At 71.5% G+C, this 22,396-nt stretch carries 23 protein-coding genes; 18 read left to right on the plus strand and 5 right to left on the minus strand.

The genetic code is table 11. The features are described 5' to 3' along the window. Positions 1-122 precede the first annotated feature (122 nt). Positions 123-1,010: a peptidylprolyl isomerase gene (locus ABT158_RS45920; RefSeq protein WP_352364869.1), complete on the minus strand. Its 888-nt coding sequence runs from the start codon at positions 1,008-1,010 to the stop codon at positions 123-125. Between the two features lie 170 nt (positions 1,011-1,180). On the opposite strand from ABT158_RS45920, the gene ABT158_RS45925 reads away from it, so the two are divergent. The 17 genes from ABT158_RS45925 (at position 1,181) to ABT158_RS46005 (ending at position 19,046) form a co-directional block, all read left to right on the plus strand. Continuing rightward, complete coding sequence (locus tag ABT158_RS45925) at positions 1,181-1,681, plus strand: hypothetical protein (RefSeq protein ID WP_352364871.1); 501 nt, start codon at positions 1,181-1,183, stop codon at positions 1,679-1,681. A 69-nt stretch (positions 1,682-1,750) separates the two neighbouring features. Continuing rightward, positions 1,751-2,992: a replication-associated recombination protein A gene (locus tag ABT158_RS45930; protein WP_502911626.1), complete on the plus strand. Its 1,242-nt coding sequence runs from the start codon at positions 1,751-1,753 to the stop codon at positions 2,990-2,992. Between the two features lie 31 nt (positions 2,993-3,023). Beyond that, positions 3,024-3,773 carry a cyclase family protein gene (locus ABT158_RS45935; protein ID WP_352364875.1) on the plus strand — a complete coding sequence of 250 codons (750 nt, stop codon included), beginning with the start codon at positions 3,024-3,026 and terminating at the stop codon, positions 3,771-3,773. 184 nt (positions 3,774-3,957) lie between these two features. After that, on the plus strand, positions 3,958-4,332 hold the full coding sequence (locus ABT158_RS45940; protein WP_352364877.1) for a DUF948 domain-containing protein: 375 nt from the start codon (positions 3,958-3,960) through the stop codon (positions 4,330-4,332). Further along, positions 4,329-4,559 carry a hypothetical protein gene (locus ABT158_RS45945; protein ID WP_352327836.1) on the plus strand — a complete coding sequence of 77 codons (231 nt, stop codon included), beginning with the start codon at positions 4,329-4,331 and terminating at the stop codon, positions 4,557-4,559. The genes ABT158_RS45940 and ABT158_RS45945 overlap by 4 nt, the downstream gene beginning before the upstream one ends. Positions 4,560-4,581: 22 nt before the next feature. Next, positions 4,582-7,254, plus strand: a complete 2,673-nt coding sequence (gene alaS, locus ABT158_RS45950) for an alanine--tRNA ligase (RefSeq protein ID WP_352364879.1) — start codon at positions 4,582-4,584, stop codon at positions 7,252-7,254. A 1-nt stretch (position 7,255) separates the two neighbouring features. Continuing rightward, on the plus strand, positions 7,256-7,738 hold the full coding sequence (gene ruvX, locus ABT158_RS45955) for a Holliday junction resolvase RuvX (RefSeq protein ID WP_352327834.1): 483 nt from the start codon (positions 7,256-7,258) through the stop codon (positions 7,736-7,738). Between the two features lie 466 nt (positions 7,739-8,204). After that, positions 8,205-9,278, plus strand: coding sequence for an endolytic transglycosylase MltG (gene mltG / locus ABT158_RS45960; RefSeq protein WP_352364882.1), 1,074 nt, complete (start codon positions 8,205-8,207; stop codon positions 9,276-9,278). A gap of 211 nt (positions 9,279-9,489) precedes the next feature. Then, positions 9,490-10,647, plus strand: coding sequence for an endolytic transglycosylase MltG (gene mltG, locus ABT158_RS45965; RefSeq protein ID WP_352364884.1), 1,158 nt, complete (start codon positions 9,490-9,492; stop codon positions 10,645-10,647). Between the two features lie 82 nt (positions 10,648-10,729). After that, positions 10,730-11,620, plus strand: coding sequence for a shikimate dehydrogenase family protein (locus ABT158_RS45970; RefSeq protein ID WP_352364886.1), 891 nt, complete (start codon positions 10,730-10,732; stop codon positions 11,618-11,620). Positions 11,621-11,975: 355 nt separating this feature from the next. Beyond that, the gene (gene infC / locus ABT158_RS45975) at positions 11,976-12,548 is read left to right on the plus strand and encodes a translation initiation factor IF-3 (protein WP_502911625.1); all 573 of its coding nucleotides are present in this window, start codon (positions 11,976-11,978) and stop codon (positions 12,546-12,548) included. Between the two features lie 124 nt (positions 12,549-12,672). After that, a complete protein-coding gene (gene rpmI, locus ABT158_RS45980; RefSeq protein ID WP_125635662.1) occupies positions 12,673-12,867 on the plus strand; it encodes a 50S ribosomal protein L35 in 195 nt (64 codons plus the stop codon). Between the two features lie 24 nt (positions 12,868-12,891). After that, positions 12,892-13,278 carry a 50S ribosomal protein L20 gene (gene rplT / locus ABT158_RS45985; RefSeq protein ID WP_352364888.1) on the plus strand — a complete coding sequence of 129 codons (387 nt, stop codon included), beginning with the start codon at positions 12,892-12,894 and terminating at the stop codon, positions 13,276-13,278. 76 nt (positions 13,279-13,354) lie between these two features. Continuing rightward, positions 13,355-14,158, plus strand: coding sequence for a TrmH family RNA methyltransferase (locus ABT158_RS45990; protein WP_352364890.1), 804 nt, complete (start codon positions 13,355-13,357; stop codon positions 14,156-14,158). Positions 14,159-14,208: 50 nt separating this feature from the next. Next, positions 14,209-15,300, plus strand: coding sequence for a sensor histidine kinase (locus tag ABT158_RS45995; protein ID WP_352364892.1), 1,092 nt, complete (start codon positions 14,209-14,211; stop codon positions 15,298-15,300). Between the two features lie 150 nt (positions 15,301-15,450). Further along, the gene (gene pheS / locus ABT158_RS46000) at positions 15,451-16,491 is read left to right on the plus strand and encodes a phenylalanine--tRNA ligase subunit alpha (protein WP_352364980.1); all 1,041 of its coding nucleotides are present in this window, start codon (positions 15,451-15,453) and stop codon (positions 16,489-16,491) included. After that, positions 16,491-19,046: a phenylalanine--tRNA ligase subunit beta gene (locus tag ABT158_RS46005; RefSeq protein WP_352364894.1), complete on the plus strand. Its 2,556-nt coding sequence runs from the start codon at positions 16,491-16,493 to the stop codon at positions 19,044-19,046. Before pheS ends, ABT158_RS46005 begins: the two co-directional genes overlap by 1 nt. 45 nt (positions 19,047-19,091) lie before the next feature. Here ABT158_RS46005 and ABT158_RS46010 read toward each other — a convergent pair whose 3' ends face one another. Next, on the minus strand, positions 19,092-19,670 hold the full coding sequence (locus ABT158_RS46010; RefSeq protein WP_352364895.1) for a Uma2 family endonuclease: 579 nt from the start codon (positions 19,668-19,670) through the stop codon (positions 19,092-19,094). An 80-nt stretch (positions 19,671-19,750) separates the two neighbouring features. On the opposite strand from ABT158_RS46010, the gene ABT158_RS46015 reads away from it, so the two are divergent. Beyond that, positions 19,751-19,984, plus strand: a complete 234-nt coding sequence (locus ABT158_RS46015) for a hypothetical protein (RefSeq protein WP_352364897.1) — start codon at positions 19,751-19,753, stop codon at positions 19,982-19,984. Positions 19,985-20,028: 44 nt separating this feature from the next. On the opposite strand, the gene ABT158_RS46020 is transcribed toward ABT158_RS46015, so the two are convergent. The 3 genes from ABT158_RS46020 to ABT158_RS46030 all read right to left on the minus strand — a co-directional run bounded on the left by ABT158_RS46020 (position 20,029) and on the right by ABT158_RS46030 (position 22,262). Further along, on the minus strand, positions 20,029-21,336 hold the full coding sequence (locus tag ABT158_RS46020) for an MFS transporter (protein ID WP_352364899.1): 1,308 nt from the start codon (positions 21,334-21,336) through the stop codon (positions 20,029-20,031). A gap of 96 nt (positions 21,337-21,432) precedes the next feature. Next, entirely contained in the window at positions 21,433-21,792 is a 360-nt protein-coding gene (locus ABT158_RS46025; protein ID WP_352364901.1) for a nuclear transport factor 2 family protein, read from the minus strand. 53 nt (positions 21,793-21,845) lie between these two features. Next, the gene (locus tag ABT158_RS46030) at positions 21,846-22,262 is read right to left on the minus strand and encodes a hypothetical protein (RefSeq protein ID WP_352364903.1); all 417 of its coding nucleotides are present in this window, start codon (positions 22,260-22,262) and stop codon (positions 21,846-21,848) included. Positions 22,263-22,396: the final 134 nt, after the last annotated feature.

Raw genomic sequence — 22,396 nt, forward strand, 5'->3', positions numbered from 1 at the left:
GCCTATCCGGGCCGCCCCGCGCACGGTGGGGGGCTTCCCCGCCCCCCCCATGACCGCGCCCTCACCCGCCGCGGGGGGGCGCCCCCCTTCGAAGGGGGGCGCCCGCCGTCGTGTTGCGCGTGCTACCGCACGGTGACGCGCTTGATGATGATCGGGTTCTTCGGCGCGGTCGAGCCGCCGTCGCCCACGATGTCGTCGCCGTTGACGATGACGCCGTCCTTGGCGACCTTCTCGATGATCTCCAGGCCCGAGCGGACCATGCCGAGCACCGAGTACTGCGGCTCCAGCTGGCCGTTCTCGTCCGACAGCGAGATGGCGAACTGGCTGCTGTTCTGCCCCGCCGCGCCGTCGGGCTGGGTCAGGAACACCACGCCCTTGGTGTAGGGCATGCCGACGGCCTCGTCGCCGTACACGTAGCCGGCCGTGCCCTGCCCGTCGGTCGGGTTCCTGCCGTCGGCCTTGGCCTGCGGGTCGCCGCACTGCAGCAGGAACAGGCCGGCCGTCTCCGGCGTCACCAGCCGGTGGCACTTGGTGTTGTTGTAGAAGCCCTTCCTGGCCAGGAACGCCATCGAGTTGACCGAGCACGGGGTCGCGTTCGCGTCGACGTCGATCACGATGTCGCCGTGGTTGGTGCTCACGGTCATCGTCTTGAGCTTGAGGTTGGGCCGCTTGCCCGGCAGGCCGACGAACTTGTTGGGCGCGGAGTCGTCCCGCTTGTAGGTGCACGACACCTTGCCCGCCTGCTTCGGCGGCGTGGTGCTCGGCAGCGCCGTCGGCGCGGGGGAGCTGGTGCTGGCGGAGGGGGAGGGCGTGCTCGCCGCCGCGGCCGTCTTCTTGTCGTCGCCCATCAGGGTGGTCGCGGCGAAGATGCCGCCCGCCACCACGACGACGGCCACGCCCGCGCCGATGAAGGTGTTCCGCCTGGCTTTGGCGGTCTGCTCGGCCGCGCGCCTCGCCTGCCGCTCCTTGTGCTCCCGGGCCAGCTCGCTCTGGCGGTCGTCGCCGCTCACCGGTTGTCTCCTTCATCTTTGCCGACACATGACCAAACAACTCCGCGAATGCTACCGGCCTCCGATATGTGCCGGGCGTAAGTGGCGGAAGCCGCAGAGTGGGGCAAGTGAGGAGAGGACCATTATTCGGGCAGATACGTAGTCCAGGTGAGCCCCTCCAAGGAGTGACCGTGTTCGACCAGATCCTCGGCCTGCCGGCCCATCCGCTGATCGTGCACCTCGCCGTGGTGCTGACGCCGCTGCTCGTCCTCGTGGGCGGGGCGTACGCGCTGGCGCCTCGCGTGCGGGCCGTGACGGCGTGGGCGGTGGTGCTGCTGGCCGTGGCCACCCCCGTGGCGGTCCTGGCGGCCAAGGAGAGCGGGGAGAGCCTCAAGCGGGCCCGCTTCACCGGCGTGGACGGCCCGCTCGGCGCGCGCGTCGCCGTCCACGAAGGCTTCGCGACCCCGCTGCTGCTGTCGGCGGCCGGGCTCGCCGCCGCCTGCCTGGCCCTGGTGTACGCCACCACCCCCGCACGCGGCTCGCTCACCTCCGACCGGTTCGGCAGGCCCGTCACGCTGGCGCTGTCGGGGCTGACGGTCGTCCTGGCCGCCGTGGCGGGCTACTTCTGCTTCCGGGCGGGCGACTCCGGGGCCAGGGCCGTGTGGGCCGCGGCGGGTCTGACCGGCGTGTAATCTCGCGTTGTGGATAGCCTGTTCGATTCGGCGGCTGAGGAGGCCACCCCGCAACCCCTCGCGGTGCGGATGCGCCCGCGCACCCTCGACGAGGTGATCGGCCAGCGGCATCTGCTGGGCTCCGGCACCCCGCTGCGGCGGCTGGTCGAGAGCGAGGCCCCCATGTCGCTGTTCCTGTGGGGCCCGCCCGGCACCGGCAAGACGACCCTGGCCTACGTCGTCTCCAACGTCACCAAGCGCCGCTTCGTCGAGATCTCCGCCGTCTCGGCCGGCGTCAAGGACGTCCGCGCCGCCATCGACAACGCCCGCCGCGAGCTGGGCATGAGCGGCCGGCAGACCGTGCTGTTCGTCGACGAGGTCCACCGCTTCAACAAGGCACAGCAGGACGCGCTGCTGCCGGCGGTGGAGAACCGCTGGGTCACCTTCATCGGCGCCACCACCGAAAACCCGTACTTCTCGGTCATCTCGCCGCTGTTGTCGCGCTCGCTGCTGCTCACGCTGGAGTCGCTGTCCGACGACGACGTGCGCGCGGTCCTGGAGCGCGCGGTGGCCGAGCCGCGCGGCCTGGGCGGGCGGGCCCGGCTCGCGCCCGAGGCCCTCGACCATCTGGTGCGCCTGGCCGGCGGCGACGCGCGCAGGTCGCTGACCTACCTGGAGGCCGCCGCCCTGCTGGCCGACGACATCACCGTCGAGGTGGTGGAGAAGGCCGCCGACAAGGCGGCCGTGCGCTACGACCGCCAGGGCGACCAGCACTACGACGTGATCAGCGCGTTCATCAAGTCGATGCGCGGCTCCGACGCCGACGCGGCCCTCCACTACCTCGCCCGCATGATCGAGGCCGGCGAGGACCCGCGCTTCATCGCCCGCCGCATCGTCATCTTCGCCTCCGAGGACGTCGGCATGGCCGACCCCACCTGCCTGCAGACGGCCGTCGCGGCGGCCCAGGCCGTGCAGCTCATCGGGCTGCCCGAGGGGCAGATCAACCTGGCCCACGCCGTCATCCACTGCGCGACGGCGCCCAAGTCCAACGCGGTCGTCAAGGCCATCGGCGCGGCGGTCGGCGACGTCCGCAAGGGCCTGATCGGCCAGGTCCCCGGCCACCTGCGCGACGCCCACTACCCGGGCGCGGCCAAGCTCGGCCACGGCGGCGGCTACAAGTACCCCCACGACTTCGACCACGGCCTGGTGCGCCAGGACTACGCGCCCGAGCAGGTGCGCGACCGCCGCTACTACGAGCCCACCAGGCACGGCGCCGAGGCCCCGGTGGCCGACCGCTGGGCCCGGATCCGCGACTTCCTGCGCGGCTCCTGAGCCCTGCCCGCGCGCTAGATTGAGCGCCATCATGACCGACCACCGCGCCAGCTTCGACGCCCGCATCACCTTCGCCAACGGCGGCGACCTCGCCGTCCACGGCTTCCGCGTCGACCTGCCCGGCCCCGACGCCGCCGAGGACGAGATCGCCGCGCTGTTCGTGGCCTCGCTCGGCCTGCTGATGACCGACGGCGTCGAGCTGGACAACGTCGAGATCTTCGCCGAGCCGCACAAGGGCACCAGGGGAGGGCCCTCCGACCGCGCCGCGCAGGCCGCGCCGGCGGCCGGGGGAGCGCTGGTCGAGCTGGCCCGCCCGCCAGCCGACGGCGGCACGTGCCTGGTGGCGCCCGGCGGCGACCTGACCGGCCTGCCCCTGGCCCGCACCGCCGAACTGCCCGCCGTCGTGGTGCGCGTGGCGGGGGCCGAGGCGCGGGAGATCGGCGTGGGCGCGCTGGCCGCCTTCGACGTGCGCGGCAGGGCGGTGCTGCTGCACACCGGCGCGCCCGGCGGGAGGCGGCTCACCCCGGAGGCCGCCGCGTGGCTGGCCGGGCGCGGCGCGTCCCTGGTCGGCACCGACGCCGACGGTCTCGACGGTCTCGACGGCGTCGGGGGGTCGGCGGCTCTCGACGTGCTGCTGGCGGCGGGCGTGCCGGTCGTGGAGCGGCTGGCCGGGCTCGACCGGCTGCCGCCCACCGGCGCCCTGTTCACGGCCGCGGCGCCGCTCCTGGAGGGCGTCGGGCGGGTTCCCGTACGCGCCTTCGCCCGCGTCCCCGAGGCGTGACAGGAGGCGTGACAGGAAGTGGGCCGGGCGGCGGAACGCCTGGTCGGAGCGGCATGTGATCGGTCACGGAAGTGTCCACAGGTGGCCTCGCCGCCGGGTCCGGCCCGTTTTCCTCACCAACCTTGTCGCCGGGACGCGATAGGGTTCATGCCGTTCCGGCCCAGCGTACGAGGGAGATGAGCGGATGCTTACCGCTGGAGAGGTCGCCGGGCTGATCGCGGCAACGGGCTGGATTGTCCTGGTCTGCGTTCTCGCCATGGTGCTCGTCAAGCTCGCCAGGCTGCTCACCGAGACCACCAAGGCGGTCTCCGACCTGAACAACCGCCTGGTGCCGCTGCTCGACGACGTGAGCGTCACGGTCAACGAGACCAACAGGCAACTCGTCGCCGTCGAGGCCATCGCCCAGGACGTCAAGCAGGTCAGCGCGCACGCCGCCAAGCTCAGCGCGGTGACGCAGACCATCTTCACCGGCCCGTTGATCAAGGTGTCGTCGCTCGGCTACGGCGTGCGGCGCGCCATCGAGGCCCGCAGGCCCGCCCGGGTGAGGCGGTCCCAGTGATCAGACGGCTGTTCTACCTCTCGCTCGGCGCGTTCCTCGCCTTCTGGGTGATGCGCAGGCTGCAGGCGCTGCACCCGACCCACGTCGTACGGCGCACCGCCGACGGCGCGGCGGGGATGCTCGCGCGGGTGAGAGACTTTACCTCTGACGCGCTCGGCGAGGCCGCCGAGCGCGAAACCCAGTTGCGGGCGCGCTTCGGGCTCGACAACGCTGAAATCGACAACTGACTACCAGCAAAGGATGGCCACAATGGAGTCGGCAGAGATAGCCCGCCGCTTCCTGCGCTTCTTCGAGGAGCGTGGGCACAAGGTCGTGCCCTCGGCCAGCCTGATCGCTGAGGACCCCACGCTACTCCTGGTTCCTGCCGGTATGGTGCCGTTCAAGCCGTACTTCCTGGGGCAGCGCAAGCCTCCGGCGTCACGGCTGGCCACCGCGCAGAAGTGTGTGCGCACGCCCGACATCGAAGAGGTCGGCAAGACCACCCGGCACGCCACCTTCTTCCAGATGCTCGGCAACTTCTCCTTCGGCGACTACTTCAAGGCCGAAGTGATCCCGTTCGCGTGGGAGCTGCTCACCAGGTCCGAGTCCGACGGCGGCTTCGGCTTCCCCGAGGAGCGCCTGTGGGCCACCGTCTACCTCGAGGACGACGAGGCCTACGACATCTGGCGCAACAAGGTCGGCGTGCCCGAGAGCCGCATCCAGCGCCGCGGCCTGGAGGACAACTACTGGCACATGGGCGTGCCCGGCCCCGGCGGCCCCTGCTCGGAGATCTACTACGACCGCGGCCCCGAGTACGGCAAGGAGGGCGGCCCCGTCGCCGACGAGGACCGCTACCTCGAGGTCTGGAACCTCGTCTTCATGCAGTACCAGCTCAGCCAGGTCCGCACCAAGGTCGACTTCGACATCTCCGGCGAGCTGCCGGCCAAGAACATCGACACCGGCATGGGCCTGGAGCGCATGGCGACGATCCTGCAGGGCGTCGACAACCTCTACGAGATCGACACCACCTACAAGATCCTCGACAAGGCGGCCGAGCTCACCAAGACCCGCTACGGCCGCGACCACCGCGCCGACGTGAGCCTGCGCGTGATCGCCGACCACGTGCGCACCGGCACCATGCTGGTCGCCGACGGCGTCATGCCCGGCAACGAGGGCCGCGGCTACGTGCTGCGCCGCATCCTGCGCCGCTCGGTGCGCAACCTGCGCCTGCTCGGCTCCGGTGACGAGCGCTACATGCACGAGCTGACCGACGTCGCGATCAACGTGATGGGCGAGCAGTACCCCGAGCTCAAGGCCGACGCGCCGCAGATCCACGGGATCATCGACGCGGAGGAGGCGTCCTTCCTGGGCACGCTCCGCACCGGCACCGCGATCTTCGACGTGGCCGTCGAGGAGACCAAGCGCAAGTCGGGCTCGACGCTCTCGGGGGACCAGGCGTTCAAGCTGCACGACACCTACGGCTTCCCGATCGACCTGACCCTGGAGATGGCGGCCGAGCAGGGGCTGAAGGTCGACGAAGAGGGCTTCCGCCGCCTCATGAAGGAGCAGCGGCAGAACGCCAAGGCCGACGCGGCGGCGAAGAAGACGGGCAACGCCGACATCTCCGTCTTCGGCCACCTGCTGGAGAAGGCCGGCAAGATCGACTTCCTGGGCTACGACGAGACCGAGGCCGAGACCACCGTCGTCGGCATCCTGGTCGACGGCGTCAGCGTGCCGGCGGCCGGCGCGGGCACGACCGTCGAGATCGTGCTCGGCCGCACCCCGTTCTACGCCGAGGGCGGCGGCCAGCTCGCCGACCAGGGCGTCATCCGCACGGCGGGCGCCGAGGTCGAGATCCTCGACGTGCAGTCGCCGCTCAAGGGCCTGATCGTGCACCGCGGCAAGATCCGCAGCGGTGAACTGAAGGCGGGCGACGAGGCGCAGGCCGAGATCGACGTCGAGCGCCGCCGGGCCATCTCGCGCAGCCACAGCGCCACCCACCTGGTCCACCGCGGCTTCAAGAACGCGCTGGGCGAGACGGCCGCGCAGGCGGGCTCGGAGAACTCCCCGGGGCGCTTCCGCTTCGACTTCACCGCTGCGGGCGCCGTCCCGGCCAGCGTGCTGCGCGACGTCGAGGACGAGGTCAACGCGGTGCTGATCAACGACCTCAAGGTCAACGCGTTCTACACCTCCCAGGCCGAGGCCAGGGCGATGGGCGCGCTGGCGATGTTCGGCGAGAAGTACGGCGACGAGGTCCGCGTGGTCGAGATCGGCGACTACTCGCGCGAGCTGTGCGGCGGCACCCACGTCCACAGCTCCGGGCAGCTCGGCCTGGTCAAGGTGCTGGGCGAGCAGTCGGTGGGCGCGGGCGTGCGCCGGGTCGAGGCGCTGGTCGGCATCGACGCCTTCCGCTTCCTGGCCCGCGAGAGCGTGCTGGTGGCCCAGCTGTCCGAGCAGCTCAAGGCGCGCCGCGAGGAGCTGCCCGAGCGCATCGAGGGCATCGTCACCCGCCTGCGCACCGCCGAGAAGGAGCTGGAGAAGGTGCGCTCGGCGCAGGTGCTCCAGGTGGCCGGCGAACTGGCGTCCCAGGCCCGTGACCTGCACGGAGTCTCCGTGGTGACACACCGCGCGCCTGATGGCACCGGCGCCGACGACCTGCGTAAGCTCGCGCTTGATGTGCGTGGCAGATTCCCGGCCGACCGGCCGGCGGTCGTGGTGATCGCCGGCGTCCCCTCCGACCGGCCCGTGGTGGTCGCCGCGGTCAACGAGGCGGGGCGCGAGCGGGGGCTCAAGGCCGGAAGGCTGGTCGGCGTCGCCGCCAAGGCTCTTGGGGGTGGCGGTGGCGGCAAGGACGATGTCGCGCAGGGCGGCGGTACGCGGCCCGAGGCGATCGGCGACGCGCTCGGCCTGGTCGAACAGGCCATCGGCGAGCAGATCGGATGACATGAGGTTCGGTTCGCGGATCGGCGTCGACGTCGGTTCCGTTCGCATCGGCGTGGCGCGCAGCGATCCCAGCGGGACGCTGGCCACGCCGGTCGAGACCGTCCGCCGCGGCAAGGGCGACCTCGACCGCCTCGCCGAGATCGTCGCCGAGCACGAGGCGATCGAGGTGATCGTGGGGTTGCCCACGTCGCTGTCCGGGCGTGAGGGGCAGGCGGCCGGGCTGGCCCGCGCGTTCGCCGCCGAGCTGGCCGGCCGGCTGGCGCCCACGCCCGTGCGGCTGTTCGACGAGCGGCTCACCACGGTCGCGGCCCAGCACGGACTGCGGGCCAGCGGCGTACGCGCCAAGAAGCAGCGCGGGGTCGTCGACCAGGCGGCGGCCGTCGTGCTGCTCCAGGACGCCCTCGACTCCGAACGCGCCACCGACAGACCACCAGGCAGGCCCGTCGAACCGCCCCCCGCGGCGGCCGACGGACCTGCCTCATGACCGGGCGGCACCCCGAGGCCCGTCACGAGGCTTGTTGTGAGGGCATGGTCTCTGCGCAGGCCCCGATGCCGCCCGCCGGGCGTCCGACCGGCGAGGTGGCCGCGTGAACACCACCCCCGACGACGACGGCGAGGTCATCCCGTTCCTGCGGGCGGACTCCGACCAGGAGACGCCCCCGGCGGCCGAGAAGCACCCTGGAGACAGCCCGCGACCGGCGGGCGAGAACCCTGCCGGGAGCGGCCCACGGCCGGCGGATGGGGATCCTGCCAGGAGCATGCCGCACCCAGTGGGCGAGGGGTCTGCCGCGAGCATGTCGCACCTGGTGGGCGAGAACTCTGCCGGCAGTGGCCCGCACCCGGTGGACGAGGGGTCTGCCGGGAGCACGCCGCACCCGGTGGGCGAGGGGTCGGCCGGGAGCATGTCGCAGTCGGCAGGTGAGGAGTCTGCCGGTAGTGGCCCGCACGCGGTGGCTGAGAAGGCTGCCGGGGGCGGTCGGTCGTCGCGTCGTGGCCGGGCCCTGGGCAAGGCGGGGCTGGTCTCCGCCGCGCTGGTCGCCGCCCTGGTCGCGGCGGGCGCGGGCGTGCTCACGGTGGTCAGGCCGTACCTGAGCCCCGAGGACTTCGAGGGCATGGGCAGCGGGACGGTCACCGTCCGCATCCCGCCCGGGGCGAACGCCGAGGAGATCGGCACGGCGCTGGCCGACGCCGGCGTGGTGGCCAGCTCGCGTTCGTTCGTGAACGCGGCCCAGGAGCGGGCCGTGGCCAACCGGCTGCGTCCCGGCCACTACCGGCTGCGCAAGGGCATGGCCGCGGGCGCGGCGCTCGACCTGCTGCTCGCGCCCGCCTCCCGGCTGGTCAGGCGGGTGGCGGTACCGGAGGGGCTGCGCGCGGGCGAGGTGCTGCAGCGCGTCGCCCAGCTGGCCGCGCTGCCGCTGAAGGAGCTGCAGAGCGTGGACAAGAGCCTGCTCGGGCTGCCCTCGTACGCGCCCGGGATCGAGGGTTTCCTGTTCCCCGCCACGTACGACGTCGAGCCCGGCGACAAGGCGGTGGACGTGCTGGCCGCCATGGTGGAGCGGTGGGGCGTGGCCGCCCGGCAGATCCACCTGGCGGAGGGGGCCCGGCGGCTCGGCCTGACCCCGCTGGAGGCGCTCACGGTCGCCAGTCTCGTGCAGGCGGAGGGCGGCACCGACGCCGATTACCCCAAGATCGCCAGAGTGATCTACAACAGACTCAAGAGCAACACGCCGCTGGAGCTCGACACCACGGTCCTGTACGCGCAGAACCGCCGGTCACTGAAGGTCACGGAGAGCGACACCAAGGTGAACTCGCCCTACAACACCTACCACCGCCGCGGGCTGCCGCCGGGGCCCATCGCCAATCCGGGGGAGAAGGCGCTGCTGGCGGCCCTGAACCCGGCCGCGGGTGATTGGCACTGGTTTGTGACGACGGATCCGGCGCATAGAATCACCAAATTCACCAACAAAGAGAGCGAGTTCGTGAGATACCGGGAAGAGTTGAACAAGAACCTCGGGACGGACTGATGTTCGGCGGGACCCCCCCTGTGCCCGCGCAAAAGCCCCATACCGGGTCATGCGCCCTCTTCCCATCCCCTAGCATGGCTACCCAGAGTGATCTCCGCTGGTCGTGGGAGCATGCCCGGCGGATCCCCCCGTTTCGCCCGGTGAGCTCCGCCGGTTCGGCACAACCGCTTGACGCCGAACGGGCCGTACCGGGAGATTGGCCAGCGCATCTATGAGCGATCTCGACCTGAACTCCCTGCTCGGCACCGAGGACGACGAGGGCCGGTCCCGGCGCCGTGCCCGCGGCTCCGGCAAGCGCGGCGGCAACCGCCGGCGGCGCAGACGTCGTAACCGGGGCGGCTTCATCGCGCCGTTGCTGGCCTTCGTCGTGCTGGCGGGCATCATCGGCGGCGGCGGCTACTACGGCTACCTGTGGGTCAGCGACGCCCTCGTGCCCGACGACTACACCGGCCAGGGCACCGGCGAGGTGATCGTCGAGATCAAGGACGGCCAGAGCGCGTCGGAGGTGGCCGAGGAGCTGGTGCGCCTCGGCGTCGTGGCCAGCGCCAGGGCGTTCAGCACCGCCATCGGCAACGCCGGCAAGAGCGGGTCGCTGCAGCCCGGCCAGTACAAGATGCGCAAGAAGATGTCGGCGGCCGGCGCGGTGGCGATGCTGAGCCCCGAGAACAAGCTGCTGGCCAAGGTGGGCGTCAAGGAGGGCCTGCGGCTGTCCGACACGCTGACCACGCTGGCCAAGGCGACGGGCAAGCCGGCCAAGGGCTTCGCGGCCGCGGCCAAGGACACCGCCGACCTCGACCTGCCGTCGTACGCCAAGGGCAAGCTGGAGGGCTACGCCTTCCCGGCCACCTACGAGTTCCCGCCCAACGCCACCCCGGCCCAGATCCTGGGCGCGATGGTCAAGCGGTTCAACCAGACGGCCGACGAGGTCGACCTCGAAGGCGGCGCCAAGGCCCTGGGCCGCAAGCCCCAGGACATCGTGGTCATCGCCAGCATCATCCAGGCCGAGGCCGGCCGGTTCGAGGACATGCCCAAGATCGCCCGCGTCATCTACAACCGGCTCGACCGCGACCCGGAGATGAAGCTGGAGATGGACAGCACGGTCATGTACGCGCTCAACAAGTACCGCACCGCCGCCACCATCGCCGAGACGAAGACCAAGAGCCGGTACAACACGTACATGTACCTCGGCCTGCCGCCGGGCCCGATCTCGAACCCGGGCCAGCACGCCATCGAGGCGGCGCTCAACCCGGCCAAGGGCGACTGGCTCTACTTCGTCGCCACCGACCCCAACAGCCGCGTCACCAAGTTCGCCACCACCGAGGCCGAACGCCAGGCGCTGCTGGCCGAGTACAAGCGGAACGGCGGCTGACCTCCGCCGCGGGAGCCGCCCGCCGACCGGCGGCCCCCGCGGCGTGGTAGGAGTAGGGACCGTGTTTCCGGAAGGAGTGTCGATGCGGGCTGCGGTCATGGGCTCGCCGATCGGGCATTCGCTCTCGCCCCACCTGCACAGGGCCGCCTACGCGGCGATGGGGCTCGACGGGTGGAGCTACGAGGCGATCGAGTGCGACGAGGCGCGGCTGCCCGGCCTGCTCGCCGGGCTGACCCCCGTGCGCGGGCAGCACGACGGTGAGCCGGGCGGTGAGCGCGACGGTGAGCCGGGCGGTGAGCGCGTCTGGGCGGGGCTGTCGCTGACGATGCCGCTCAAGCGTGCCGTGCTGCCGCTCCTCGACACCGTCTCCGACCTGGCCGTCGAGGTGGGCGGGGCCAACACCGTGGTCTTCGCCGACGGCCTGCGCCACGGGCACAACACCGACGTTCACGGCATCGAGCAGGCGCTGGCCGAGGCGGGGGTGCCCGCGCCGCGGTCGGCGACCGTGCTGGGCGGCGGCGCCACGGCCGCCTCGGCGCTGGCGGCCCTGCGCAACCTGGGGCTGTTCGCGGCCACGCTGCTGGTCCGCGACCCGGCCAGGGCGGGGGAGACCGCCGAGGTGGCCGAACGGCTGGGCGTGGCGCTGGCGGTGGAGACGTTCGACAAGCTCGACGCGTACACCGGGGTGGACCTGGTGGTCTCCACGCTGCCCGCGGGGGCCGCCGACGCCTTCGCCGGGCGGCTGGCCCGCGTGCCGGCGCTGTTCGACGTGGTCTACGCCCCCTGGCCCACCAGGGCGGCCACGGCCGTCCGCGACGCGGGCGGCACGGTGGTCGGCGGCTTCGCGATGCTCCTGCACCAGGCGGCGCGCCAGGTGGAGCTGATGACCGGCCGCCCGGACGTGCCGGTCGAGGCCATGCGCGCGGCGGGCGAGGCCGAGATCGCCCGGCGGGCCGCGGCCCGTCCGCAGTGATCTTCCCGGCGATTACCCGCGCCGGGCGGGATGATTCGAGGCGCCTGCGTGGTTGTGGTAATGTAGCTCTCTGATCGGTCCGGCATGCCTTGCTGGACGCGCAAGCGGAGGTCTCCCTCCCACCCGAGTCGCCGAAAGGTGGCCGGGTCCAGGATCACGCCGGACTCTCCGGGGAGCTCGAGGCCACGAAGCCACAGAGCTCAGTGGCCCCGCATGCGCGACGTGCGGGGCTTTTCGCGTCTTCGGCGCGGAAGGCCCCCGCCACGACGAGCACGTAGGGATCGCAAACCTAGGAGGCCCCATCAGCACTGAGCCCCGCATCAACGAGCGTATCCGAGTTCCCGAGGTTCGCCTCGTGGGCCCGAACGGCGAGCAGGTCGGCATCGTCAGCATTCACGACGCGCTGAAGCTCGCCCAGGAGGCCGACCTCGACCTCGTCGAGGTCGCGGCCACGGCTCGACCGCCCGTGTGCAAGCTCATGGACTACGGCAAGTTCAAGTACGAGTCCGCGATGAAGGCGCGCGAGGCGCGCAAGAATCAGGCGCACACGATCATCAAGGAGATCAAGCTCCGGCCGAAGATCGACCCGCACGACTACGAGACCAAGAAGGGTCACGTGGTGCGGTTCCTCAAGGCGGGGGACAAGGTCAAAGTCACGATCATGTTCCGTGGACGTGAGCAGTCCCGGCCGGAGCTCGGCTTCCGGCTGCTGCAGCGGCTGGCGGAGGACGTCCAGGAGCTCGGGTTCGTGGAGTCCCAGCCCAAGCAGGACGGCCGTAACATGATCATGGTGATCGGTCCGCACAAGAAGAAGGCCGAGGCGAAGGCCGAAAAGGCTGCCGCCAAGGCGCAGCGTGGCGAGGAGCCTTCCGCGTCGGAAGAGGAGTCTTCCGTGCAGGAAGCGGAACCTTCCGTACAGGAAGCGTGACCTGCGGCTGGGGTCAGCCTTGCAGCACGCGCCCCGGCAGCCACCGGCAGACGAACAAGCCGCGACCGGGCCGGCCAGCACCGGCCCGGCCACCGGCACGACCGAATTGAGGAGAGACGGCGACATGCCGAAGATGAAGACGCACAGCGGTGCGAAGAAGCGGTTCCGGCTCACCGGCACCGGCAAGCTCAAGCGCCGCCGCGCCAGCCGCGCGCACTACAACGAGTGGAAGTCGTCCACGCTGACGCGTCGTCTCAAGGGTGAAGTCGTCGTTTCGCCGGCAGACACCAAGAAGATCAAGAAGCTGCTCGCCAAGTAGCGCGAACCCCCGGGGAGAAGAAACATGGCACGCGTGAAGCGGGCGCTCAACGCCAAGAAGAAGCGCAAGGTCGTCCTCGACCGGGCGAGCGGTTACCGTGGCCAGCGGTCGCGGCTGTACCGCAAGGCCAAGGAGCAGATGCTCCACTCGATGACGTACGCCTACCGGGACCGCAAGGACCGTAAGGGTGCGTTCCGCCGTCTGTGGATCCAGCGGATCAACGCCGCTGCCCGCGCCAACGGCATCACCTACAACCGCCTGATCCAGGGCCTGCGTCTGGCCAACATCGAGGTCGACCGCAAGATCCTCGCTGACCTCGCGGTCAACGACAGCGCGACCTTCGCCACGCTCGTCGAGGCCGCCAAGAAGGCGCTCCCGGCGAACGTGAACGCTCCGGCCGCCGCGAGCTGAGGTCGCCTTCAGACACAGAGGGCCCACCGTCACGGTGGGCCCTTTTGCTGTATCCACGCACGATCAGGGGGAGAGCATGGCCGGGTCCGAGCTGACCAACGTGAAGTCGCCGAGGGTGAAGGCCGCACGCAGGCTCACCAAGCGCGCCTTCAGGGAGCAGGACCGCAGGTTCCTGGCCGAAGGGCCGCAGGCGGTGCGCGAGGCGCTCAAGCTCGACGGGGTGACGCTGGAGCTGTTCACCACGGCCGAGGCCGAGCTGCGGCACGCCGAGCTCGTCACCCAGGCCACGCTGCAGGGGGTGCCCGTCCACCGGGCCAGCGGCGAGGTCATGTCGGAGCTGTCCCAGACGGTGACCCCGCAGGGGCTGCTGGCGGTGTGCCGGCTCGTGCACGTGCCGCTGGAGGAGGCGCTGGCCGGGGAGCCGAAGCTGGTCGCGATGCTGGCGCACGTACGCGACCCGGGCAACGCCGGCACCGTCATGCGGGCGGCCGACGCCGCCGGGGCGGACGCGGTGATCTTCACCGACGCCTCCGTCGACCCCTACAACGGCAAGTGTGTACGCGCCAGCGCGGGCAGCCTGTTTCATCTGCCGGTCGTCATCGGTGCACCGGTCGCCGCCGCCGTGCGTCAACTGAGGGAGCGGGGCATGCGCGTGCTGGCGGCCGACGGCGCGGGCAAGCACACGCTCGACGACGTGGATCTTTCCGGACCGACTGCGTGGATCTTCGGGAACGAGGCCTGGGGACTGCCGGAGGAGATACGCGCCGAGGCGGACGATGTGGTCAGAGTGCCCATCTACGGACAGGCTGAAAGTCTCAACCTGGCCACCGCCGCGGCGGTGTGCCTTTACTCCTCCGCCAGGGCTCAGCGAGTGCCCTAGGCGGCCGGAAACCCGCTATTGTCGGCGTTGTAGGCGGAGGAGGCGAGGTCGTGCACGGCGCAGAAACCGACGGGCGAGTCGTGGCCGCCGCGTGCACGATCTCCATCGACGACCTCCCCGACGGTCTTATCGTGACCGACCGATATGGGTGCGTGCTGGCCGTCAACCGGGCCGCCGCCCGGCTCACCCGGGTCGCCATGGAGCGCGCCGTGGGCCGGGAGATGAACGAGGTCTTCCCCTTCCGCGACCACGACGGGCGCGAGTGGTGGAAGGCGCTCGACCCCGAGGGCGGGCTGCGTACCAGGACCAGGGTCCCCGAGCGGCCGCTGCACCTGCCGGGCGGCCAGGAGCTCTACGTCGCGGCCCGGCTGGTGCGCGAGCCCGAGCGCGGCGGCGAGGTCGAGCGGGTCACGATCACCCTGCGCGACGGCGGCGCCCGCGCCCGGCTGGAGCGCAGCCGCGCCGACCTGGTCTCCACCGTGGCCCACGAGCTGCGCTCGCCGCTGACCAGCGTCAAGGGCTTCACCGCCACCCTGCTGGCCAAGTGGACGCGCTTCACCGACGAGCAGAAGCGCGTCATGCTGGAGACCGTCAACAACGACGCCGACCGCGTCACCCGGCTCATCACCGAGCTGCTCGACGTCTCGCGCATCGAGTCCGGGCGGCTGGAGGTGCGCCGTCAGGTCGTCGACGTGCCGGCCAGGGCGCGCCGGCTGGTCGCCGGCCGGGTCGCGGCGGGCGACTCCGAAGACCGCTACCGCCTGATCGTCGGCGACCGTTTGCCGGAGATGTGGCTCGACCAGGACAAGATCGACCAGATTCTGGGTAATCTGGTGGAGAACGCGGTGCGCCACGGGCGTGGCACCGTGACGATCGAGATCGAGTCCGTCGGATGGGGAGTGGCCGTGTCGGTGCGCGACGAGGGCGAGGGCATCGAGCCCGAGCTGGCTCCGCGCGTCTTCCGGCAGTTCTGGCGGGGCGGCAACAGCCGCAGGCGCGGCGGCACCGGGCTCGGCCTGTTCATCGTGAAGGGCCTGGTCGAGGCGCACGGTGGCACGATCACCGTGCAGCGTGCGCCCGAGGGCGGCGCGGAGTTCCGATTTACCGTGCCCACCGGCACACCCGACTTCGCCACGGTCTGAAGCCCCGAGCGGCTCGACCCCCGTCGAAGTCGGTCCGGTGGGCGGGCCCCACTAGACTCATTTCCGCTCAAGCCCTGGATACGGAGCTCACTCTTGTCTGACTACGACCCCGTCGAGGTGACGCCGTTGCATGCCGACGAGCTGTCCCGCATGGAGGCCGACGCCCTCACGGCGATCAAGGCGGCCGACAGCCTCGACGCACTCAAGCAGGCCAGGCTGGCGCACGCGGGCGACCGCTCGCCCATCGCCCTGGCCAACCGCGAGATCGGCGCCCTGCCGCCGGCCGCCCGCGCCGAGGCCGGCAAGCGCGTCGGCGGCGCCCGCAGAGCGATCAACGAGGCGCTGGCCGCCCGCCAGGCCGAGCTGGAGGCCGAGCGCGACGCCCGGGTGCTCGTCGAGGAGACCGTCGACGTCACCCTGCCCTGGGACCGGCGGCCGCGCGGTGCCCGTCACCCGCTGACCACGCTGCAGGAGCGCGTCGCCGACGCGTTCGTCGCCATGGGCTACGAGGTCGCCGAGGGCCCCGAGCTCGAAGGCGAGTGGTTCAACTTCGACGCGCTCAACATCGCCACCGACCACCCCGCCCGCTCCGAGCACGACACGTTCTTCGTGGACTCCACCGAGTCGGGCATGGTGCTGCGCACCCAGACCTCGCCGGTGCAGATCCGCGCGCTGCTCCAGCGCGAGCTGCCGGTCTACGTCATCTCGCCGGGCAAGACGTTCCGCACCGACGAGCTCGACGCCACCCACACCCCGGTCTTCCACCAGACCGAGGGGCTGGCCGTCGACGAGGGCCTGACCATGGCCCACCTCAAGGGCACGCTCGACAGGTTCGCCGAGGTCATGTTCGGCGAGGGCATCACCACCCGGTTCCGGCCGAACTACTTCCCCTTCACCGAGCCGTCCGCCGAGATGGACCTGAAGTGCTTCGTCTGCCGCGGCGCCTCGGCGATCCCCGGCAACCCGCCGTGCCGCACCTGCAAGTCCGAGGGCTGGATCGAGTGGGGCGGCTGCGGCATGGTCAACCCGCGGGTGCTCATCGCCTGCGGCGTCGACCCCTCGCGCTACTCCGGGTTCGCGTTCGGCATGGGGATCGAGCGCACGCTGATGTTCCGCCACAACGCCGAAGACATGCGAGACATGATCGAGGGGGACGTGCGCTTCACGCTCCCGTTCGGAATGGAGATCTGATGAAGGTCCCGCTCTCCTGGCTGCGGGAGTACGTCGATCTACCGGCGGCCACCGCGCACGAGGTGGCCGACAGGCTCACCATGGCCGGGCTCAAGCTGGAATCCATCACCTCCTACGGCCACGACGTCAAGAACGTCGTCGTCGGCGAGGTGCTGGAGATCGAGGAGCTCACCGGCTTCAAGAAGCCGATCAGGCACTGCAAGGTCGAGGTGGGCGAGGCGACGCCGCGCGAGATCGTCTGCGGCGCCACGAACTTCGTCGCCGGCGACCGCGTCCCCGTCGTGCTGCCTGGCGGCGTGCTGCCGGGCGGGTTCGAGGTGGGCGCGCGCAAGACGTACGGGCGCATGTCCGAGGGCATGATCTGCTCCGAGCGCGAGCTGGGCCTCGGCGACGACCACAACGGCATCATGGTGCTGCCCGCCGGCACGCCCATCGGCACCGACGTGGTCGAGCTGCTCGGCCTGCGCGACGACGTGATCGAGCTGGAGATCACGCCCGACATCGGCTACGCGCTGTCCGTCCGCGGCGTGGCCCGCGAGGTGGCCACCGCGTTCGGCGTGGCCTTCCGCGACCCGGCCGACGTCGAGGTGCCCGCCGAGACCGAGCCGTCCTGGCCGGCCTCCATCGGCGACCCGACGGCCTGCGACCGGTTCGTGCTGCGCGAGGTGCGCGGCTTCGACCCGGCCGCCCAGAGCCCGCTGTGGATGCGGGTGCGGCTGAGCCGGTCCGGCATGCGCCCGGTGTCGCTGGCCGTCGACATCACCAACTACCTGATGCTGGAGCTGGGCCAGCCGCTGCACGCCTTCGACCGGTCGAAGCTGACCGGCGAGATCGTCGTCCGGCGGGCCCGGGAGGGCGAGCGGCTGGAAACGCTCGACCACGTCGTGCGCGAGCTCGACCCCGACGACATCCTCATCACCGACCAGTCGGGCCCGATCTCCATGGCGGGCACGATGGGCGGCCTGGAGACCGAGATCTCCGACGGCTCGACCGACATCGTCATCGAGGCCGCCCACTTCTCGGCCACCGGCATCTCGCGCGAGTCGCGCCGGCACGGGCTGGTCTCGGAGGCGTCCAAGCGGTTCGAGCGCGGCGTCGACCGCGAGCTGCCGCTGGTCGCCTCGTGGCGGGCGGTGCGCATGCTGGCCGAGCTGGGCGGCGCTACCGTGCAGCCCGGCGTGACGCACGCCGAGGTCGACGTCACGCCGGCGCGCATCGCGATCCCGGCCGGTCATCCGTCGGCGGTGGCGGGCGTCCCGTACTCCAAGGAGGTCGTCGTCGGCCGCCTGGAGCAGGTGGGCTGCCTCGTGACCGACGGCGACGACCCGGCCGTGCGCCAGGGCGGCGTCGACCCGACCGGCGTCGTGACCGGCGGCGAGCTGGCCGCCAGGCTGGCCGTCACCGGCCCCGACATGATCACGGTCACCCCGCCGTCGTGGCGGCCCGACCTCACCGACCCCAACGACCTGGCCGAAGAGGTCATCCGGCTCGAAGGCTACGACCGGCTGCCGTCGGTGCTGCCCAGCGCCCCGGCGGGCGCCGGGCTGACCGAGGGGCAGCGGCTGCGCCGGCGGGTCGGCCGGGCGCTGGCCGAGGGCGGCTACGTCGAGGTGCTCAGCTACCCGTTCATCGGGGCCGACGACTTCGACCGGCTGCAGCTGCCCGCCGACGACGCGCGGCGCCGGGCCATGCGCCTGGCCAACCCGCTGTCGGAGGACGAGCCGCTGATGCGCACGACGCTGCTGCCCGGCCTGCTCAAGACGCTGGTCCGCAACGTCGGGCGCGGCTTCGGCGACGTGGCGCTGTTCGAGACGGGCGCGGTCTACCGGCCCCGGGAGAACGCCCCCGCCGCCGCTCCGGTGCTCGGCGTCTCGCGCCGTCCCACCGAGGAGGAGCTGGCCTCGATCGAGGCGGCGCTGCCCGACCAGCCGCTGCGGGTCGCGGTCGTGCTGGCCGGGGAGTTCGAGCGGTCCGGCTGGTGGGGCTCCGGCCGGCCGGCCTCCTGGGCCGACGCCGTGCAGGCCGCCCGGCTCATCGCCGCCGAGTCGCGGGTCGAGCTGTCCATCAGCGCCGACCAGCACGAGCCGTGGCACCCGGGCCGGTGCGCCGCCCTCTATGTGGGCGACACGCTGGTGGGGCACGCCGGTGAGCTGCACCCGCGGGTCATCGAGGCGTACGGGCTGCCGCCGCGCACCGCCGCCATGGAGCTGGAGCTGTCGCGGCTGGAGTCGGCCATGCCGGGGCCGGTGCAGGCGCCGTCGGTGTCCCCGTACCCGGTGGCGACGCAGGACGTGGCGCTGATCGTGCCCGACTTCACGCCGGTGGCCGACGTGGAGGCGGCGTTGCGCGACGGGGCCGGCGAGCTGCTGGAGTCGGTGCGGCTGTTCGACGTCTACGCGGGTGAGCAGGTGGGCGAGGGGAACAAGTCGCTCGCCTACACGATGCGGTTCCGGGCGGCGGGCCGTACGTTGACGGTCGAGGAGACGACGGCGGCCAGGGACGCGGCGGTGGCGATGGCGGCCGACCGCGTGGGCGCCCAGCTCCGCAGCGCCTGAGGCAACACGAGGGGGCCGGTACGGATCGCCGTACCGGCCCCTTTGTCATGTGTTCAACGTGGTGAGGTCGATGTCGACGTCGAACGGGACGGTCAGCTTGAGCCGGTCGTGGTGGATGCCGGTGCAGACGTAGGCGCCGGTGGCGGGGTTGAGCTCGTAGACGTAGACCACCGGCAGCGCGCCGGCCCTCTCGACGCGCCAGAAGTGGTGGATGCCCGCCTCGGCGTAGAGGGTGGGCTTGCGCTTCCTGTCGCGCACTACGGAGACGGGCGAGACCACCTCGACGACCAGGACGACATCCTTGGCCTGGTAGCAGGTCAGCGCTTCGTCGGCAGGCGCTTGCGGCCCAAGGACAATCAGGTTGGGCTCGGGCCGCTGTTCGGGCGCCAGCTTCACGGCCATCCCCTGGCAGACCTGGAGGTGGTCGGGGGCGGCCTCGGCGAGCGCTCGGTGCAGACCGAAGACCGTGTCGTGGTGGAAGCGTGGCCGGGGTCCCACGAAGACCAGGCTTCCGTCGATCAGCTCTGTGTGCGAAGGAAGATCCGGAATGTGATCGAGGTCTTCGGCGACGTAGCCCTGCGGCGGGGGAAAGGCCCAGTCGGGGAGGATCGCTTCGGCAGCCATCGTCCAACGCTAATCAATGCACTCCGCTCACGCTGGGTGAACGAACGTACACGTGTGCAAGTGGCGGGAGAATGTGGGGCATGAGGCAGTTGCTGGTGTTCGGCGAGCGTGAGGATGCCGAGGAGGTCGCCGAGACGCTGGGGGAGTGGTTCCCGGGGCTCGGGGTGCCGCGGGTGGTGCGGGAGACGCTCGCCGGTGAGGACGACGCCGAGGACGCCCAGTGGCTCGTCGTCGTGGAGGGGCTCCACGAGCAGGCCCTCGGTCAGGTGGATGAGCTGGTGGAGCGGTACGACGGCTGGCGGGAGCCGGAGTAGGGTCGCCCCGGCCGGTGGAGCCGGTCAGGCCCAGGGTGGGTTGGTCAGGCCGGGGTGGGCTGGTCGGAGGACTGCTGGATGCGGCGGGCGTGTTCGGCGATCGCGTGTTCGTCGGTTCTGGCGTCGTAGCGGCGGAATTTCGGCAGGGCGGCGGCCAGGCCCAGGACGGCGCCCACGCACAGCAGGCCGCCCGCGCCCAGCGAGAACCGGGTGCCGCCGATGTTGGCCATCAGGCTCGCGCGGGCGTTGCCCAGCATCGGGCCGCTGGCGTACGACAGCAGCTCGATGCCCGCCAGCCGCCCGCGCAGCTCCTGCGGGATGGTCTGGTTCCACATCGTCGTACGGAAGATGCCGCTGATCATGTCGGCCGCGCCGGCCAGCGCGATGCACAGGAAGACCAGCCACACGCTGGGAGCCAGCGCGGTCAGCGTCATCGCCACGCCCCACAGCGCCGCCGCGACGATCACGCCGAGGCCCTGCCGCTGGACGCGGGCCGTCCAGCGGCCGGTCACCGAGGCGGCCAGGGCGCCCACGGCGGCGGCGGAGTACAGCAGGCCGAGCGACTCGGGCGAGCGCAGCTCGTCGGCCAGGAACGGGAACAGCGCGTTGGACATGGCGAACACCATGGCCGCGATGTCCACCAGGTACGTGCCCATGAGGTCGCCGCGGCCGGTGGCGTACCGCACGCCCTCGACCAGAGATCTGAGGGAGGCGGGCGCGGCGTCCTCGACGGGCGGCAGCGACCTGATGCGCCACAGCAGCGCCAGGGAGAGCACGAAGGTCGCCGTGTCGATGGCGTAGGCGACGTGCGTGCCGAGGTGCACCAGCAGCAGGCCGCCCAGCGCCGGGGCGACGATCGCGCCGACGTTCCAGCGCAGGCTGTTCAGCACCGCCGCCGCGGCCTGCTGGTCGTGCCGGACCACCTGCTGCATCACCGCCTCCAGGCTCGGACGCTGCAGGCAGGCGATGCCGGTGGACAGGGCGCCCATCACGTACAGAACCCAGACCTGCGGGTGGGGGAGCATCGCGTTGACCACGAGGGCGGCGGTGGTGACCAGCAGGCCCAGCTCGCTCAGCACGATGATCCGGCGGCGGTCGAGCGCGTCGGCGATCGCGCCGCCCCACAGCCCGCACACCACCATCGGCACGAACTCCGCCAGGCTCATCATCCCGACCGCGACGTAGGAACCGGTCAGCTCCTTCATCTGGTACGGCAGCGCCACCATGGTGATCATCGTGCCGAACATGGTGACGACGCCGGCGCCGAACAGCAGGCGGTAGTCGCGGGAGTCGCGCAGCGGGCTCAGGTCGGGGGAGAGGTGACGGAGCAGGCGCATGAGTGGTGCGGGCACGAAGTCTGATTGTCGGACCACGTCCGCGATGAGGGCAAATCATTTAGGGACGGCGAAGGCCCCCGGGGGGAACCGGGGGCCTTCGCGGGAGGGACCTCAGGCGGCGGGCACCTTGTCGAGGAAGCCGAGGACCCTGCGGATCCGGCCGTCCTCGGCCAGCTCGACCACGTCGAAGCCGACGGCCAGGGGCTCCTCGCCGGCCGGGCCGAGGTGCCAGGTGAAGCGGGCGATGTGGTGGTGGGCGTCGAACACCTCGCCGGGCGAGAACACCAGGCCGGGGAACATGCCCTGCGCGCCCTCGATCACGGCGGCGATCCCGGCGTGCCCGGCCACGTCGGCCATGGGGTCGGTGTAGGTCGCGTCCTCGGTCCACAGCTCGGCGACGGCCTTGGCACGGGCGTCGGCGTCGGTCTCGTTCCAGGCGGCGATGTAGCGCTCGACGAGTTCGGCGGTCATGATGATCTCACTTTCTGTCAGGAGTTCTTTCAACGGTTCTCAGGAGATGGTTCTCAGGATTGGTGCTGGCGGCGGGCCCGGCGCAGACCGGTGATCTGCAGCTCGGCGAACAGCCCCACGACCAGGGCCTGGGCGATGGCCCAGACGGCGCCGAGGGTGCTGAAGTCGAGCGCGCCGGTCACGACGGCGGCCACGCTGCCCAGCGTCCAGGCGATGTTCAGGCCGATGACGGCCTTGACGGCGGCCGGGCTGATCGCGGGGCGGGAGGCCAGCAGGCCGACGGCGGCGCCGTACACGAGCAGGAAGATCCCGATCTCGCGCAGCAGGCCCGCGCCCGGACCGAGCAGGTCGCTCGCCGGGCCGGCCAGGGCCAGGTAGACCAGCCCGTTGACGCCGGTGACGACGGCGTCCGCGGCGAGTGCGAGGCGCAGGAACCTGGTCCGGTCGGCGGTGACGGTGAGGGCGGTCATCTTGGCTCCTTCAAGTGCTGGTTGCGACACTTGAACGATGTCAGCCGGGGCGTAGGGGCCGCGATTACGCGCCAGGTAATGAAGTCCGCGAACCGGCCGCCGACCTGCGGGTTCTCCGGGGAAAAAGAACGGGG

It is taken from the genome of Nonomuraea sp. NPDC001636, from assembly GCF_040298265.1.
Taxonomy (GTDB): Bacteria; Actinomycetota; Actinomycetes; order Streptosporangiales; family Streptosporangiaceae; genus Nonomuraea.

Excerpts from the sequence above, each read along its gene's own strand:
- pheS (WP_352364980.1), top strand. The coding sequence starts at position 15,451 with ATGGAGGCCGACGCCCTCACGGCGATCAAGGCGGCCGACAGCCTCGAC.
- ABT158_RS45935 (WP_352364875.1), top strand. The coding sequence starts at position 3,024 with ATGACCGACCACCGCGCCAGCTTCGACGCCCGCATCACCTTCGCCAAC.
- ruvX (WP_352327834.1), top strand. The coding sequence starts at position 7,256 with ATGAGGTTCGGTTCGCGGATCGGCGTCGACGTCGGTTCCGTTCGCATC.
- ABT158_RS45970 (WP_352364886.1), top strand. The coding sequence starts at position 10,730 with ATGCGGGCTGCGGTCATGGGCTCGCCGATCGGGCATTCGCTCTCGCCC.
- ABT158_RS45940 (WP_352364877.1), top strand. The coding sequence starts at position 3,958 with ATGCTTACCGCTGGAGAGGTCGCCGGGCTGATCGCGGCAACGGGCTGG.
- ABT158_RS45930 (WP_502911626.1), top strand. The coding sequence starts at position 1,751 with ATGCGCCCGCGCACCCTCGACGAGGTGATCGGCCAGCGGCATCTGCTG.
- ABT158_RS46005 (WP_352364894.1), top strand. The coding sequence starts at position 16,491 with ATGAAGGTCCCGCTCTCCTGGCTGCGGGAGTACGTCGATCTACCGGCG.
- ABT158_RS46025 (WP_352364901.1), bottom strand. The coding sequence starts at position 21,792 with ATGACCGCCGAACTCGTCGAGCGCTACATCGCCGCCTGGAACGAGACC.
- rplT (WP_352364888.1), top strand. The coding sequence starts at position 12,892 with ATGGCACGCGTGAAGCGGGCGCTCAACGCCAAGAAGAAGCGCAAGGTC.
- alaS (WP_352364879.1), top strand. The coding sequence starts at position 4,582 with ATGGAGTCGGCAGAGATAGCCCGCCGCTTCCTGCGCTTCTTCGAGGAG.
- ABT158_RS46030 (WP_352364903.1), bottom strand. The coding sequence starts at position 22,262 with ATGACCGCCCTCACCGTCACCGCCGACCGGACCAGGTTCCTGCGCCTC.
- ABT158_RS45990 (WP_352364890.1), top strand. The coding sequence starts at position 13,355 with ATGGCCGGGTCCGAGCTGACCAACGTGAAGTCGCCGAGGGTGAAGGCC.
- ABT158_RS46010 (WP_352364895.1), bottom strand. The coding sequence starts at position 19,670 with ATGGCTGCCGAAGCGATCCTCCCCGACTGGGCCTTTCCCCCGCCGCAG.
- rpmI (WP_125635662.1), top strand. The coding sequence starts at position 12,673 with ATGCCGAAGATGAAGACGCACAGCGGTGCGAAGAAGCGGTTCCGGCTC.
- ABT158_RS46015 (WP_352364897.1), top strand. The coding sequence starts at position 19,751 with ATGAGGCAGTTGCTGGTGTTCGGCGAGCGTGAGGATGCCGAGGAGGTC.
- mltG (WP_352364884.1), top strand. The coding sequence starts at position 9,490 with ATGAGCGATCTCGACCTGAACTCCCTGCTCGGCACCGAGGACGACGAG.